At 62.9% G+C, this 12,631-nt stretch carries 13 protein-coding genes and 1 tRNA gene; 6 read left to right on the top strand and 8 right to left on the bottom strand.

The annotated features are described in order from the left end of the window. Positions 1-57: 57 nt before the first annotated feature. Complete coding sequence (locus tag PWG15_RS02910; RefSeq protein ID WP_275023007.1) at positions 58-1,887, bottom strand: caspase family protein; 1,830 nt, start codon at positions 1,885-1,887, stop codon at positions 58-60. A gap of 317 nt (positions 1,888-2,204) precedes the next feature. Between PWG15_RS02910 and ppdK the strand changes: the two genes are divergently transcribed. The 3 genes from ppdK (at position 2,205) to prfH (ending at position 7,001) form a co-directional block, all read left to right on the top strand. After that, the gene (ppdK, locus tag PWG15_RS02915; RefSeq protein WP_275023008.1) at positions 2,205-4,871 is read left to right on the top strand and encodes a pyruvate, phosphate dikinase; all 2,667 of its coding nucleotides are present in this window, start codon (positions 2,205-2,207) and stop codon (positions 4,869-4,871) included. Positions 4,872-5,176: 305 nt separating this feature from the next. Further along, on the top strand, positions 5,177-6,394 hold the full coding sequence (locus tag PWG15_RS02920; protein WP_275023009.1) for an RNA ligase RtcB family protein: 1,218 nt from the start codon (positions 5,177-5,179) through the stop codon (positions 6,392-6,394). Further along, positions 6,387-7,001, top strand: a complete 615-nt coding sequence (prfH, locus tag PWG15_RS02925; RefSeq protein WP_275023010.1) for a peptide chain release factor H — start codon at positions 6,387-6,389, stop codon at positions 6,999-7,001. The genes PWG15_RS02920 and prfH overlap by 8 nt, the downstream gene beginning before the upstream one ends. A 56-nt stretch (positions 7,002-7,057) precedes the next feature. Here prfH and PWG15_RS02930 read toward each other — a convergent pair whose 3' ends face one another. Both PWG15_RS02930 and PWG15_RS02935 read right to left on the bottom strand, forming a co-directional pair. After that, positions 7,058-7,309: a hypothetical protein gene (locus PWG15_RS02930; protein ID WP_275023012.1), complete on the bottom strand. Its 252-nt coding sequence runs from the start codon at positions 7,307-7,309 to the stop codon at positions 7,058-7,060. Positions 7,310-7,610: 301 nt separating this feature from the next. Beyond that, a complete protein-coding gene (locus PWG15_RS02935) occupies positions 7,611-7,994 on the bottom strand; it encodes a hypothetical protein (protein ID WP_275023013.1) in 384 nt (127 codons plus the stop codon). Between the two features lie 264 nt (positions 7,995-8,258). Between PWG15_RS02935 and PWG15_RS02940 the strand changes: the two genes are divergently transcribed. After that, on the top strand, positions 8,259-9,167 hold the full coding sequence (locus PWG15_RS02940) for a DUF1499 domain-containing protein (protein ID WP_275023014.1): 909 nt from the start codon (positions 8,259-8,261) through the stop codon (positions 9,165-9,167). A gap of 13 nt (positions 9,168-9,180) precedes the next feature. On the opposite strand, the gene PWG15_RS02945 is transcribed toward PWG15_RS02940, so the two are convergent. The 4 genes from PWG15_RS02945 to PWG15_RS02960 are packed head-to-tail and all read right to left on the bottom strand — an operon-like array spanning position 9,181 to position 11,517. Continuing rightward, positions 9,181-9,828, bottom strand: coding sequence for a DUF4166 domain-containing protein (locus PWG15_RS02945; RefSeq protein ID WP_275023015.1), 648 nt, complete (start codon positions 9,826-9,828; stop codon positions 9,181-9,183). Further along, positions 9,825-10,277, bottom strand: a complete 453-nt coding sequence (locus tag PWG15_RS02950; protein ID WP_275023016.1) for a thiol-disulfide oxidoreductase DCC family protein — start codon at positions 10,275-10,277, stop codon at positions 9,825-9,827. Before PWG15_RS02950 ends, PWG15_RS02945 begins: the two co-directional genes overlap by 4 nt. Positions 10,278-10,279: 2 nt before the next feature. After that, a complete protein-coding gene (locus PWG15_RS02955; RefSeq protein ID WP_275023017.1) occupies positions 10,280-11,203 on the bottom strand; it encodes an MBL fold metallo-hydrolase in 924 nt (307 codons plus the stop codon). Positions 11,204-11,220: 17 nt separating this feature from the next. After that, positions 11,221-11,517, bottom strand: coding sequence for a cupin domain-containing protein (locus PWG15_RS02960; RefSeq protein ID WP_275023018.1), 297 nt, complete (start codon positions 11,515-11,517; stop codon positions 11,221-11,223). A 215-nt stretch (positions 11,518-11,732) separates the two neighbouring features. On the opposite strand from PWG15_RS02960, the gene PWG15_RS02965 reads away from it, so the two are divergent. Together PWG15_RS02965 and PWG15_RS02970 are read left to right on the top strand one after the other, a co-directional pair. Beyond that, positions 11,733-11,807 (top strand) — tRNA-Gln (locus PWG15_RS02965). 128 nt (positions 11,808-11,935) lie between these two features. After that, positions 11,936-12,118: a YegP family protein gene (locus tag PWG15_RS02970; protein WP_275023019.1), complete on the top strand. Its 183-nt coding sequence runs from the start codon at positions 11,936-11,938 to the stop codon at positions 12,116-12,118. 64 nt (positions 12,119-12,182) lie between these two features. Here PWG15_RS02970 and PWG15_RS02975 read toward each other — a convergent pair whose 3' ends face one another. Beyond that, on the bottom strand, positions 12,183-12,620 hold the full coding sequence (locus PWG15_RS02975) for a hypothetical protein (protein WP_275023020.1): 438 nt from the start codon (positions 12,618-12,620) through the stop codon (positions 12,183-12,185). Positions 12,621-12,631: the final 11 nt, after the last annotated feature.

Raw genomic sequence — 12,631 nt, forward strand, 5'->3', positions numbered from 1 at the left:
TCTTGCCTCCTGCTTGTGATTATCCAGCCGTACCCGCGTGCCTCGTCGCCCAAGCGATCACTCGAATTCGAGAATGAGACCACCCGTGCCGTCTCTCGACCCCATATCGTCCCAGGTATCGACATAGAGGGACTTGGTATCGGCTCTGCCGTTTCGAGCGGCGAAGTACATGCCGATATCGTCGCCCTTCTTGTTTTCGTTCGGCATGCCCTGGAACCATTTCGTGTAGGTCATGGGCGCGCCGCTGTCCCAGCGCCAGCCGCCTTTAGGTTCCTTGCCCTGCGGATCCTGTATCAGGCCGATCCAGGGGCCCATCTTGTAGCTGACGTTGCCCGAGGGATCGTAACCGGTCTCAAAGAAGCTCGGGTCGGCGTTGAAAAGCGATGCGACGAACGCGTTCTCTTCTTGCGTGGAAATCGCCGCAAGGTGCGCGCCACAACCGCCGGCGATCCCGCGTGCGTAAACCGCCAGGATCGTTCCGGTCCGCACGGCGACGTAAAGGTGCCCATTGAACATGCCATACACCGTCTCGAAGTGACGCAGGCAGGTCAGCGCCCGTAGAACGGTTTGATCGGTCTCGAGGCCTTCGAGATTGGCGACATCATAGCGTCGGGCCTTGGGCGAGCTGTATATGCCCTCCGCACGGTTGTTGACCTTCACGCCGAGAGCTTCGGCTGTGCGCTCGGTAATGAAACCGTTCGCGGGTTGGTTATTGTTGCTTTGGAAAAGTTTGATCGCGTCTCGCGTCTGTCCACCGAAAACGCCATCGGCAGTGCCTGCAGCAAATCCCTTGGCGGCGAGGGCGAGTTGGACGTCGCGTCTTCGACCCTTGTCCGGCAACAGCTGCGCCTCGACGGATTGCGGCAGATGGAACTCGTTGCGCACGGCGGCGGGTTCGATCTGTGCCAGCGCCTGGCGCCCAAGGTCAGCATATTCACCGGTACGATGCTTTTCGACGAAGAAGTGCCAGATGCGCGCCGTTCCGATCTTAAGCGCCTTCTTGAAGTCCTTTTCCGCCTCAAGCGCTTCCGGGTCGGTGGCTAGAACGGCGAGTGCAGGCTGAACCGTCTGCGCAGCCGGAGTCTGCGGTGTTACCGTCTCGGGCCCGAAATAGAACTCCAGCGACAGGGAAGACAGGATCTGCGGCTGCTGTTTGCCCTGTGTTTCCTTGCGCACGTCGCGCACGACCCGCTTGAAGGCGGTGCCGACTTCGAGGCCAGCGCCGGAGAGGTTGGCGATCAGCGCTCGGGTGAACGGCGAATGTCCGTCGGTTCCGTCGGCTGCCACTTGTCCAGGGGCGGCAGCAAAGGCGACAAGCGTTCCGCCACCCTGGGTCTCGATCGGCGCCAGTCCTCTGGTCGCGCCGCCGCGGGTGGCACCCTCGACTTCGCGCGTAAGCCGCTCGGCGAGCGGATTGTTGCGGCAGGCATCGAGGAAGACCATCGATATCCTTGCACGTTTTTCCAGCGCGTTGATGATTTCGGACAGGGCTATGGTTTCGGCGGGAACATCGAACTCGCTTTCAAGCTTTGCGTCCGTCCCGATGAGAAAATTCTCGCCGCGCAACTGCATGCCATGTCCGGCGTAATAGAAAAGCGCGACATCCTCGGGGCCGATCTTGCGCGAGAAGTTTGAGAGCGCGCTGGCAAGACCTCGGCGATCGGCGTTGAGCACAAGATCGGTTTCAAATCCCTGCCCCTTGAGGAAGGTGCCGAAGGCTTCGGCGTCGCGCGAGGCGTTGGGTAGCGTTCCTGCCACCACGTAGTTCGTTATGCCGACGACGAGCGCAAGCCGCTTGCCGCTATCCTCGGCGAGGCCATGCCCGACGACGAGCATGGCCATCGGGATCGAGAGGATCCAGGATCTGAGTTTCGCACGCCATTGCATGACCTACCCTCCGAGCCCACGGGACTGAAACGGATCGCCATGACGGGATATTCCAGGACGCGCCCCATCGCATACATTATATTAGATTTTTATAATGGAGCCGGCAATGTCGACACTCAAGCCATTGGCGGGCGTTTTCGGTGCCGATAGAAGAGGCGAAGCCCATGACGTGTGGGTTCCGGCCCCCTGACCCGCCAATATGTTGCATTGTTACAGAAAATGATGCGGTGCAGCATAAATCTTCGCCAGATGCATTTTCAGCCTGAAACATATACTGTAAATCGTCGTAAAACACTGTTTCTGGGTGGAGAGCAGGCATGACGAAATGGGTTTACACCTTCGGTGGGGGCAAGGCCGAGGGACGTGCAGGAGACCGCGAGCGGTTGGGTGGCAAAGGCGCAAACCTTGCCGAGATGTGCAACCTCGGCTTGCCGGTGCCGCCTGGCCTGACGATTGTCACCGATGCCTGCAACAGCTACTTCGACAATGACAGGCAGATGCCGGAAGGCCTGCGCGACCAGGTGCGCGAGGGTATCATCCGGATGCAAGAGGTGACCGGCCGCGTCTTTGGTGACACGAGCCATCCCTTGCTGCTCTCGGTCCGCTCCGGTGCGCGCGCCTCGATGCCGGGCATGATGGATACGGTTCTCAATCTCGGCCTCAACGACCAGTCGGTGCATGCACTTGGCCATGATGCCGGCGATGCGCGTTTTGCCTGGGACAGCTACCGCCGCTTCATCCAGATGTACGGCGATGTCGTCATGGGCGTCGACCACGATGTCTTCGAAGAAATCCTGGAGGATGAAAAGGCGCGGCTGGGCCACGAACAGGACACGGAACTCTCCGCCGTCGAGTGGCAGCACGTGATCACGCGCTACAAGGAGGCGATCGAGGAGGCGCTCGGCGAACCCTTCCCGCAGGATCCGGAAGTGCAGCTTTGGGGCGCGATCGGCGCCGTCTTCTCGAGCTGGATGAACCCACGCGCGATAACCTATCGCCACCTGCACGGCATTCCGGCTGCCTGGGGCACTGCCGTCAACGTCCAGGCCATGGTATTCGGCAATCTCGGCAACTCCTCGGCAACCGGCGTTGCCTTCACCCGCAATCCCTCGACCGGTGAAAGCGAGCTTTATGGCGAATTCCTGGTCAACGCTCAGGGCGAAGACGTCGTTGCCGGCATCCGCACGCCACAGAACATCACTGAGGCCGCCCGCATCGCCTCCGGCTCCGACAAGCCGTCGCTGGAAAAATTGATGCCGGAGGCTTTCGCCGAATTCCGCTCGATCTGCGACACACTGGAGCGGCACTACCGCGACATGCAGGATCTGGAATTCACTATCGAGCGCGGCACGCTCTGGATGCTGCAGACGCGTTCGGGCAAGCGCACCGCCAAGGCGGCGTTGAAGATCGCCGTCGATATGGCGGAAGAGGGGCTGATCTCCGAGCAGGAGGCCGTCGCCCGCATCGACCCCGCCTCACTCGACCAGTTGCTGCACCCGACCATCGATCCGCATGCGCGCCGCGACATCATCGGCTCCGGCCTGCCGGCATCGCCGGGTGCTGCGACCGGCGAAATCGTCTTCACCTCGGAAGAGGCCGTGCAGGCCGACAAGGAAGGCCGCAAGGTCATTCTCGTGCGTGTCGAGACCAGCCCGGAAGACATCCACGGCATGCACGCCGCCGAAGGCATCCTGACGACGCGCGGCGGCATGACCAGCCACGCGGCCGTCGTTGCCCGCGGCATGGGCACGCCTTGCGTTTCCGGCGCCGGCAGCATCCGCGTCGACCTTCGCAACGAACTGCTGACGGCCGGAAGCGTGACGCTTCGCAAAGGTGACATCATCACCATCGACGGTTCGTCTGGCCAGGTGCTGAAAGGTTCGATCGCCATGCTGCAGCCGGAGCTTTCCGGCGACTTCGGCAAGATCATGGCCTGGGCGGACGCCACGCGCCGCATGACCGTCAGGACCAATGCGGAGACGCCCGCGGATGCACGCGCCGCACGCTCCTTCGGTGCCGAAGGCATCGGCCTCTGCCGCACCGAGCACATGTTCTTCGAGGACGACCGCATCAACGTGATGCGCGAGATGATTCTTGCCGACGACGAGGCTGGGCGGCGCTTGGCACTCGCCAAGCTCCTGCCGATGCAGCGCTCGGATTTCGCCGAGCTGTTCTCGATCATGCATGGTCTGCCGGTGACGATCCGCCTGCTCGACCCGCCGTTGCACGAGTTCCTGCCGAAGACCGACGAGGAAATCTCCGATGTCGCCGGCGCGCTTTCGCTCGACCCGAATGAGCTCCGCCAGCGCGTCGATGAACTGCACGAGTTCAACCCGATGCTCGGCCATCGTGGGTGCCGTCTCGCGATTTCTTACCCAGAGATCGCCGAGATGCAGGCGCGCGCCATTTTCGAGGCAGCCGTCGAGGCCGCCCATGAAACAGGAGCCGCCGTCGTTCCCGAAATCATGGTGCCACTCGTCGGCCTGCGGGCCGAGCTCGACTATGTCAAGGAACGCATCGACGCGGTCGCCAAGGCGGTGATCGGCGAAGCCGGCATCGGCATCGACTATCTCGTCGGCACGATGATCGAGCTGCCGCGTGCGGCATTGCGCGCCGGCGTGATCGCCGAAGCGGCCGACTTCTTCTCCTTCGGCACCAACGACCTCACGCAGACGACCTTCGGCATCTCGCGCGACGACGCCTCGCAATTCCTTGCGACCTACCAGCAGAAGGGCATCATCGAGCAGGACCCGTTCGTCTCGCTCGATTTCGACGGGGTCGGCGAATTGATCCAGATCGCGGCCGAACGTGGACGTCGCACCAAAAACGGCCTGAAGCTCGGCATCTGCGGTGAACATGGCGGCGACCCGGCCTCGATTCGCTTCTGCGAGGACGCCGGTCTCGACTATGTCTCGTGCTCGCCATTCCGGGTGCCGATTGCCCGCCTTGCCGCCGCCCAGGCGGCGATCAACGGCAAGGGGTGAGCTTGGCCGGCGCCGGTCGCGTGTTGCAACGGTGCAACGCGCGGGCGCCGGTTGACCTGCGTCCTGCATTTCTGGTTGCAGCCGGAATACAGCTGGTGCATCAGCAGTGTCGTTCGCGCTGTATCGGTGCGGGCGCTTGTAGGCCGCGCCGAGGCGCGGTGTTTGTTCAGAACGGGAGCGGAAAATGACGCAGTGCGTTTCCACACGCCCCTTGGGGCTTCGCGGCTAATCAGCGTTGATGCGCTGAAAGAGCCCGTCCTGCCGACCAATGCGTCGGCTGTTTGACCCTGTTCTGGATTATTTTCATGGGCAATCATTCTTTTGGGGACGTCGTCCCCGAAGGCGACGACGGTGCGCGTAAAGCGACCGTCACGCATTATTTTACTGCCGGCAGCTGGATTGAAGGCGCGGCAGTTCATCAACTGGCGGAGACTGCTGGTCTCCCCGGCATGATCTCGGTCGCGGGTTTTCCGGACCTTCACCCGGGCAAGTATGGCCCCGTCGGCATGGTCGCGCTTTCGCAGCGGCTCTATCCGCAGTTGATCGGCAACGATATCGGCTGCGGCATGTCATTCTTCGAGCTCTCATTGCCGCTGCGCAAGTTGAGGGTCGAGAAGGCGGCCGAGCAACTGCGCAGACTGGAACAGATCGATCTCGGCGACATGGCAGCCCGTCTTGCTGAGCACGATCTTTCGCCCGACATGTGCCCGCAATCCCTCGGCACGATTGGCGGCGGTAATCACTTCTGTGAGCTGCAGGCCGTGGATGAAGTGTTCGAGGGCGAAATGGAGTGCGTCGTCGACCGGCAAAAGCTCTACCTGCTGGTCCATTCTGGCTCGCGTTCGGTCGGCGCCAACCTTTTCGATCTGACGCTCGCCGGCGATGAACAGTTGAGGGGCGGCTTGGCTGCCGACTCGGCCGCCGCCGTCGAATGGCTCGCCGGTAGTGGTGAATGCGTTCGATGGGCGTCGCTCAACCGGCGGATCGTTGCGGAGCGCGTAGCGCGGGCATTGCGTGCCGACCTGTCGCTTGTTGCCGACATCCCGCACAACCTCGTTCGCGCGACCGCGTCCGGCTTCCTGCATTACAAGGGTGCCGCCGCCATCGGCGAGGGTGTCGTTGCCCCGGTCGCCGGCTCGCGCGCGACGCGAAGCTATCTGGTGAAGGGGCTCGCTGGTGCGGAGCGGTCGCATTGGGGGATCTCCCACGGTGCGGGGCGGAAATACGACCGCAAGGCCATGCATGGTCGCGTCGGTGGCAATCGTTCCGAGCGCGATGCCTTGCGCATCAACGACTGGGGTGGCGTCGCAATCTGCGAGGACCGCAACCTGCTGATCGAGGAAGCGGCAGGCGCCTACAAGGATGCCGCGAAGGTCGTCGCCGACCTCGATGCGTTCGGGCTCGTGCAGCCGCTCGCGGCGATGAGGCCGCTCGTCACCTACAAGAACGCGCAGCCGCAGCCGCGGGTGCGCGAGAAGGCGAAGTGGGAGCGGACCACCATCAGGAGGATGCGCCATGGGTGAGGTGACGCTCTTCTTGACCTCCGGCAACGGCCCTGTCGAATGCCGCATCGCCGTCGCCGCGCTGATCGAAATCCTGAGGAGCGAAGCGTCAGCCAGTCACTGCAGCTTCGATCTGGCGCTTGGCGGGCAACCGGATGCGTTCGGTCCTAAATCTGCCGTCGTTACGATGGCGGGTACTCGGTCCGGGGATGTGGCGAAGGACTATTGCGGGACGATCCGCTTTGTCTTCAAAAGCCCTGTCCGCAAGGGGCACCAAAGGCAGAACTGGTTCGTTGGTGTGCGGCAGGTCGATCTTTCCGCTGCCGAAACCGTTGCGGCCATCGATCCGCGCGAAGTGCGTTTCGAGACGATGAGAGCGGGTGGACCCGGCGGCCAGCACCAGAACACGACCGACAGCGCCGTACGGGCAACGCATTTGCCCACCGGAATAACGGTCGTTTGTCGGGAGGAACGGTCGCAGCATCGCAACAAGGCGGCGGCAATTCGCCGGCTCCAGACCATTCTGGAGCTGATCGCCGCCGGGCGCGAACAGCAGGAAAAAGCGGCCTTGTTCATGGCCAGCAAGGAGCTGGAACGTGGCAATGCGGGGAGGACCTTCCACTTGTAGCCGCCTTGCGCGGCCCGGGCAAAAGAGCGTCCGGGCCGTCTTGAAGCGTCCACCGATCAACGCATGATGACGACCGGGCGGTCCCAGCCCCACATCATAACGTCGTTCTGATAGCGGAAGGCGCGCGATTCGGCGCGCCGGTCGAGTTCAATGCGTTGCAGGCAGGTGGCAAAGGCGTCGGTACCGCGGCGAAAGCCGTAGGAGGCGCAGGTGTTGCCGTCGGCGACGCGCCGTTCTTCCGGTGTCATCGTCTGGCACGCCGTCAGCAGCAGCGCGGCTGCGACAAGGATCGTCAATCGGATCGTCATGGTCTTCGTGCCTCCTGAGTGCCGGCGCGCGCCGCCTTCGGATTCATCTCTCGAATCGCAATTAATATAGGGAGTTGCGCCGAAAATCGAAGCGGATCGTGCCATTTCCATAGCAGACGTGTGGTCGCAGGTGGGAGGCCATACAACCAGCCATTGTCGTCCTGAAGCGGTTTTCGGAGCCCCGGCCGGAAGCGATCAGCGGGCACCGGCGGAAGGCTGTCGGAGCGAAACCGGCGAACCGTCTCGCGGCGTCAGAGGGAAATGTTCAGATCGAAGCGATGCCGCAGCAGGCCGGTTGTGATCACATGCGCTCAAGCACGCCGACGAAGGACTCGGCGAAGCGCTCGAGGTCGCGCGTGCCATCGCCCGGGTGCTCGATACGGATGGTCGTTGCCTGCTCGTCAAGGCAGGCAAACAGGATCGATGTTTCGGCGTCCTGCTCGCCAAGCCGAAGCACGGCGATGCTCAGGCAATCCTCGATCAGCTCCGAAGCGGGTAAGGCAAACAGAAACTCGCCGCCGACATTGTCGGCAACGGTCCGGACGAAACCGGCAAAATCGTCCTCGTCTCCTGAAAAGCCCTCGAGGGAGAGTTCGAGCTCGAGGAGCCCCATCGGAATGCCGCCGTTGCCCGGGGGAAGAGCGGTAGGGGTGGCGTTGGCCACGGCTGCCTGCAATGTGCCCATCTCGGTTCTCCTTCGATCGCCGCCCACTCACGCATGAAGCCGTGCGCGGCTGTTGCCTCCGAATGAAACTCCGCGTGCCGGCCGATCCTTGGGCGCGGGCACATTCCCATGTGTTGATAGGTGGTTAACGAGAATGGCGATTTTGCGGCGAAGCCCAAGGCGTGGCCGGTGGTGCGCGGCCGACTGGCGCATTGCCTGTTTCCACGGCACGGGGCATGGTCTAAGAATGCGGTCTGTTTTGCGGCAGGGGATTGATTCAACTACATGATGGTCCGGTACGAGCGTCCCTATTCCTATGCCGCCCACTGGGCGCGCCGCTTCGCCCGTGTCTCCTTCGTGCTTTTTGCGCTATCGCTATTGTCGCACCGCTTTGGACCACTGACGACACCGCACTTTCTGGCCCTTGTCGGCCTGTCCGGCATTTTCGCCCTGCTCGGCGTGTTGCTGGCCATCGTCGGGCTTGTGCGCCTCTGGCAGGTTGCTGCGATCGGCGGCCTCGCGTCTGCTGCAGCGCTCGTCTATGCCGCGCCGGCGCTCGGTTTCATCGGCTTCGGCGCCGTGCAGTATCTCACCCGCCCGGCGATCTACGATGTCAGCACCGACACGGTGACGCCGCCGCCGTGGCTCAAGGTACCGCAGACCGAAGAGAGCTGGCTGAAACGCAAGGACGCGGTAACGCCAGAGGACCGGGAAGCGCAGATCCTTGCCTATCCGGGCCTTACCGGCCGGCGCTACGATGGCGCACTCGACCGCGTTTACCAGGGCGTGCGCACCGTCATTGAACAGAACCGCGTCGGCATTACTGAGGAGCTTGGCGTCGAAAACGCCCGGGCCGATCTGGAAGACCTGACCGTCCGCCCGAATGCCGGGGCGGAGACGACCGTCGAGCCGGAAAACGTTCCGGTACCGGCAGCGCGGCCGGAACTCTCGCTCGAAGGGGCGATCGCAGGGCGCCGCGCCAGCGACGTCGTGCTCCAGGGCGAGTGGCGCACGCTGATTGCCGGCTTCCGTTTCGATGTATTGATCCGGCTGCGCGAAGAAGCCGAAACGACCTTCGTCGACCTGCGCGTCGCCTCTCGCTATGGCCCGCACGACCTCGGCATGGGGGCCGCCTTCGCTGACCAGTTCCTGCGGGCGCTCGATGCCGAGCTACTCGGGATCGCAGGCGATTGATCGGCAGAAGACCTTAGTCGTTCACCACGGCGCCGCGGCCACCGAATTCAGCGCTCGCTTGTCGATCGAGGGCGGGCGCGCCCGACGATGGCTCGTTGGCGGGTACCAGCCAGCCGCGATAGCGCACGATCAGTCCGGTCAATGGACTTTCGACTTCGACATGGAAGTGAAACCGGCCGTCGCGATCCTCCTCGAACGTCCGGCCGCCCGGCGCAAGCAGCAAGGGAAGCGGAAGGCCGAGGACGGACCAGGCGCGAACCGAGAGATGCAGGCGATTTTCTTTTGGCTCCAAGGCGCACAGGATGCGGAACGGTCCGAAATCTTCCGCCAGCAGTTGTTCGTTTCGCCGCCCTATCTTCCGCTGCGAACTGCGCAGGATCTTTTCGCCGAAGCGCCGGGTCCAGACCTCCCGACTATCGCCGCATGTAAAGCGGATTTCGACCGGCACATCCGCGCCGGTGCTGGGAAAACCGAGAACAGAGGCGACGAGACGAGCCCAGATCGATCCGCCTCGCTCGACGACCGCGCGCCCGCGAAACGTTGCGTGCCCTTCCGATCTTTCATGCAGGGCGCGGATCGATGCCGGCACGCGCTCCCAATCGCGTCCGAGGATCCGCTGGTACAGGCTCTGCTGTTGGGCGACCATGCTCTCCGTCGTCATGCGATGAAGCGTGCGCGCTCCTCGGGTGTCGGCACCATGCAATTCTGGCGGCGTCCGGCGATGCGATACCGGTTTCTCGCAACGAGATCGTAGAGGGGATCGCGAAGGACAGCGGGCAGGATGCGACAGACGTTCACCAGCGACCATGGCAGGCCGAGCCGCGCAAGCGTTCGGATCGATCCGTCGGATTTGAAGCGGGCAACACCGTCCTCGATCAGCATGTTGCTCTCGAAGCTGACGGCGTCGAGCCCGTAGTGCCGATAGAGTGCCGCCCCCAGCGGCGACTGGGCGGTGAGATAGCGATATTGTGCTTGCCGGTCGTGGCGAAGCAGGAAGCGCACCCAGCCGGAACAGAAGATGCACTCGCCGTCGAAGACGACCACGGGTTTGTCGTCAGCAAAGGCAGGCACTGTGGCATCGCTGCGATAGCTGTAGGCCTCCCTCCGCATGATTAGCCGGCTCCGCCAGGCGCCAGCCGGTAGGCGCCGAGGAGCGAGGGTGGCCCATCGGTCTCGACCCGTCCCTGCTCGATCAGGTCTTCCAGATGGGCAAGGACCGAGAGTGCCGCCGCCCCATGCAGCCGCACGTCGGTCGAGGCATAGATGACCTTGACCATATCCGGGATCAGGCTGTCGCCGGCACGAATACGTTCGAGCACGGCGCGCTCGCGCATCTTGCGGTGGGCGCGCAGGCCCCGAAGGAAGGAAGCCGGTTCGGTTACAGGCCCACCATGGCCGGGCAGGTAGAGATGATCGTCGCGGTAAAGCAGCTTTTCGAGCGAGGCCATGTAGTCGGCCATGGCGCCATCCGGCGGCGCGACGATCGTCGTCGCCCAGGCCATCACGTGGTCTGCGGAAAAGAGAATGCCTGTGCCATCGAGCGCGAAGGCCATGTGGTTGGCCGTGTGGCCCGGCGTGGTCAGCCCCGTCAGGCTCCAGCCATCGCCCTCGATGCGTCCGCCGTCGGCAAGCAGGAGATCAGGGGCGAACTCCATGTCCGAACTCTCTGCGAAAGGATTGGTTTCGCCCGTATGCAACGGGCGGGCGGAGCGGTGCGGGCCCTCGCCTACGATCAGCGCGCCGGTTGCAGCCTTCAGCCGTTGCGCAAGCGGCGAGTGGTCGCGGTGCGTATGGCTGACGGCGATATGGGTGACTTCGCGGCCGGCAAGGGCCGCCATCAGCGCCTGAAAATGCGCCTCGTCGTCCGGACCTGGGTCGATCACGGCAACGGAACGCTTTCCGACGATATAGCTGTTGGTGCCGTGGAAAGTGAAGGGGCCGGGATTGTTGACGGTGATGCGCTGCACATCGTCCGCAACCGTCACCGCCTCGCCGTGGGCCGGCTTGAAATCGAGATCGAAGTCTGGCCCCTGCATGCGTCTCTTCCTGGCTTTCACTTGTACTCGATCTCGATGAACGACATCGGCTCAGCTCCGGCATTGACGACATTGTGCGCAATGCCCGCCTCGCGGTGGTAGGCAGCCCCCTTGGCGATATCGACGCGGCGGCTGCCGCCTTCTTCTTCGAGCAGGAACTGGCAGTCGGTCATCGGCACGACGACATAGCCGAGACCGTGCACATGATGGCCGGTGTCGGCGCCAGGCTCGAAATCCCAGCGGGTGATCCGGACGACCGCATCATCGACGAGCACGCTCGGAACGGCAGGGGGACGGGCGCGAAACTGGCTCATGAGGTTCTCCATTTGGCGGGACAATAGGAGGTGCTTTCATCGAAGGGAAGGGTGCATGTGTGCCCCGCGTTGGGGAGCCCTGGGCGCCTTTTGCGCGAAGGCCCAAACAAATCCGCCGAAAATTCAACTTCGTGCCAACTTAGTGATTGTGACGGACGGCGAGCTTTGATAATCAGGCGCTCGATTTGGCGGAGTTATCTTTTCGCCACATCCGTTGGGGCGTCGCCAAGCGGTAAGGCACCGGTTTTTGGTACCGGCATTCCCAGGTTCGAATCCTGGCGCCCCAGCCACATTTCCCCAATCATTAGATCCGAAATGGCAAGGATCGCCCGTGGCGCGGGCACTACTAGCACTCTTGTCAAGTCACTCTACAACTGACACGCTAATTGCGTTGATTCCTACTTGTATGAGGGAGAAGATGGCTCACAAATTCGAAATCTACAAAGACAAGGCTGGCGAATACCGGGTTCGCTTCAAGTACAACAGCGAAATCATGTTCTCGACCGAGGGCTACAAGACCAAAGCCAGCGCGCAGAACGCCATCGACTCGATCAAGAAGAACGGTCCCGACGCACCCGTCGAGGACAACAGCAACAGCTGAGTTCGGCACAATCCCTAGAAAAAGCCCGCCGATCTTCACCGGCGGGCTTTTTTGTGTCTGGCGCTTAGCCCGCGGTTGCGGGTGGCTTGGTCTGGGCTGGTGCGCCCAGGAACTCTTCGCACCAGCTCGGGCCTTCGGCGCGCTTGCGGTCGCCGGCGATGTGGATCGAGCGGATGACATAGTCCGACGAAACCGTGAGCTGAACGGCGCAGCTCAGATACTCCGTGCGGGCCGAGGAAATACGCTTGCCGCGCTTGCCATCCTTGGTGGTTTCGTACTGCGCCGGGATCTTGCGGGTCTTGTAACCGCCCTTCCAGCTGTAGACGGTGGAGCTGCCGCTTTCGACGTCGGAGATCGGCGGACCGTATTGAGCAAAAAAGCCGCCGGCCGGCTGGCCGAGCCAACGCGCTTCGACTGCGTTTCTGGAGGTCCCTGTTCCGGTCGTCGTGCAGCCGGCGAGCACGAGCGCAAGGCCGGCCACCGTCATCATACGGAAGTTCATGTTTCTGTCCC

Source organism: Ensifer adhaerens (assembly GCF_028993555.1).
Classification (GTDB): Bacteria; Pseudomonadota; Alphaproteobacteria; order Rhizobiales; family Rhizobiaceae; genus Ensifer; species Ensifer adhaerens_I.

Bases quoted from the DNA above. Each gene is read 5' to 3' on its own strand.
- PWG15_RS02940 (WP_275023014.1), top strand. From the start codon at position 8,259: ATGATGGTCCGGTACGAGCGTCCCTATTCCTATGCCGCCCACTGGGCG.
- PWG15_RS02955 (WP_275023017.1), bottom strand. From the start codon at position 11,203: ATGCAGGGGCCAGACTTCGATCTCGATTTCAAGCCGGCCCACGGCGAG.
- PWG15_RS02950 (WP_275023016.1), bottom strand. From the start codon at position 10,277: ATGCGGAGGGAGGCCTACAGCTATCGCAGCGATGCCACAGTGCCTGCC.
- ppdK (WP_275023008.1), top strand. From the start codon at position 2,205: ATGACGAAATGGGTTTACACCTTCGGTGGGGGCAAGGCCGAGGGACGT.
- PWG15_RS02945 (WP_275023015.1), bottom strand. From the start codon at position 9,828: ATGACGACGGAGAGCATGGTCGCCCAACAGCAGAGCCTGTACCAGCGG.
- PWG15_RS02920 (WP_275023009.1), top strand. From the start codon at position 5,177: ATGGGCAATCATTCTTTTGGGGACGTCGTCCCCGAAGGCGACGACGGT.
- PWG15_RS02960 (WP_275023018.1), bottom strand. From the start codon at position 11,517: ATGAGCCAGTTTCGCGCCCGTCCCCCTGCCGTTCCGAGCGTGCTCGTC.
- PWG15_RS02910 (WP_275023007.1), bottom strand. From the start codon at position 1,887: ATGCAATGGCGTGCGAAACTCAGATCCTGGATCCTCTCGATCCCGATG.
- PWG15_RS02970 (WP_275023019.1), top strand. From the start codon at position 11,936: ATGGCTCACAAATTCGAAATCTACAAAGACAAGGCTGGCGAATACCGG.
- prfH (WP_275023010.1), top strand. From the start codon at position 6,387: ATGGGTGAGGTGACGCTCTTCTTGACCTCCGGCAACGGCCCTGTCGAA.
- PWG15_RS02930 (WP_275023012.1), bottom strand. From the start codon at position 7,309: ATGACGATCCGATTGACGATCCTTGTCGCAGCCGCGCTGCTGCTGACG.
- PWG15_RS02975 (WP_275023020.1), bottom strand. From the start codon at position 12,620: ATGAACTTCCGTATGATGACGGTGGCCGGCCTTGCGCTCGTGCTCGCC.
- PWG15_RS02935 (WP_275023013.1), bottom strand. From the start codon at position 7,994: ATGGGCACATTGCAGGCAGCCGTGGCCAACGCCACCCCTACCGCTCTT.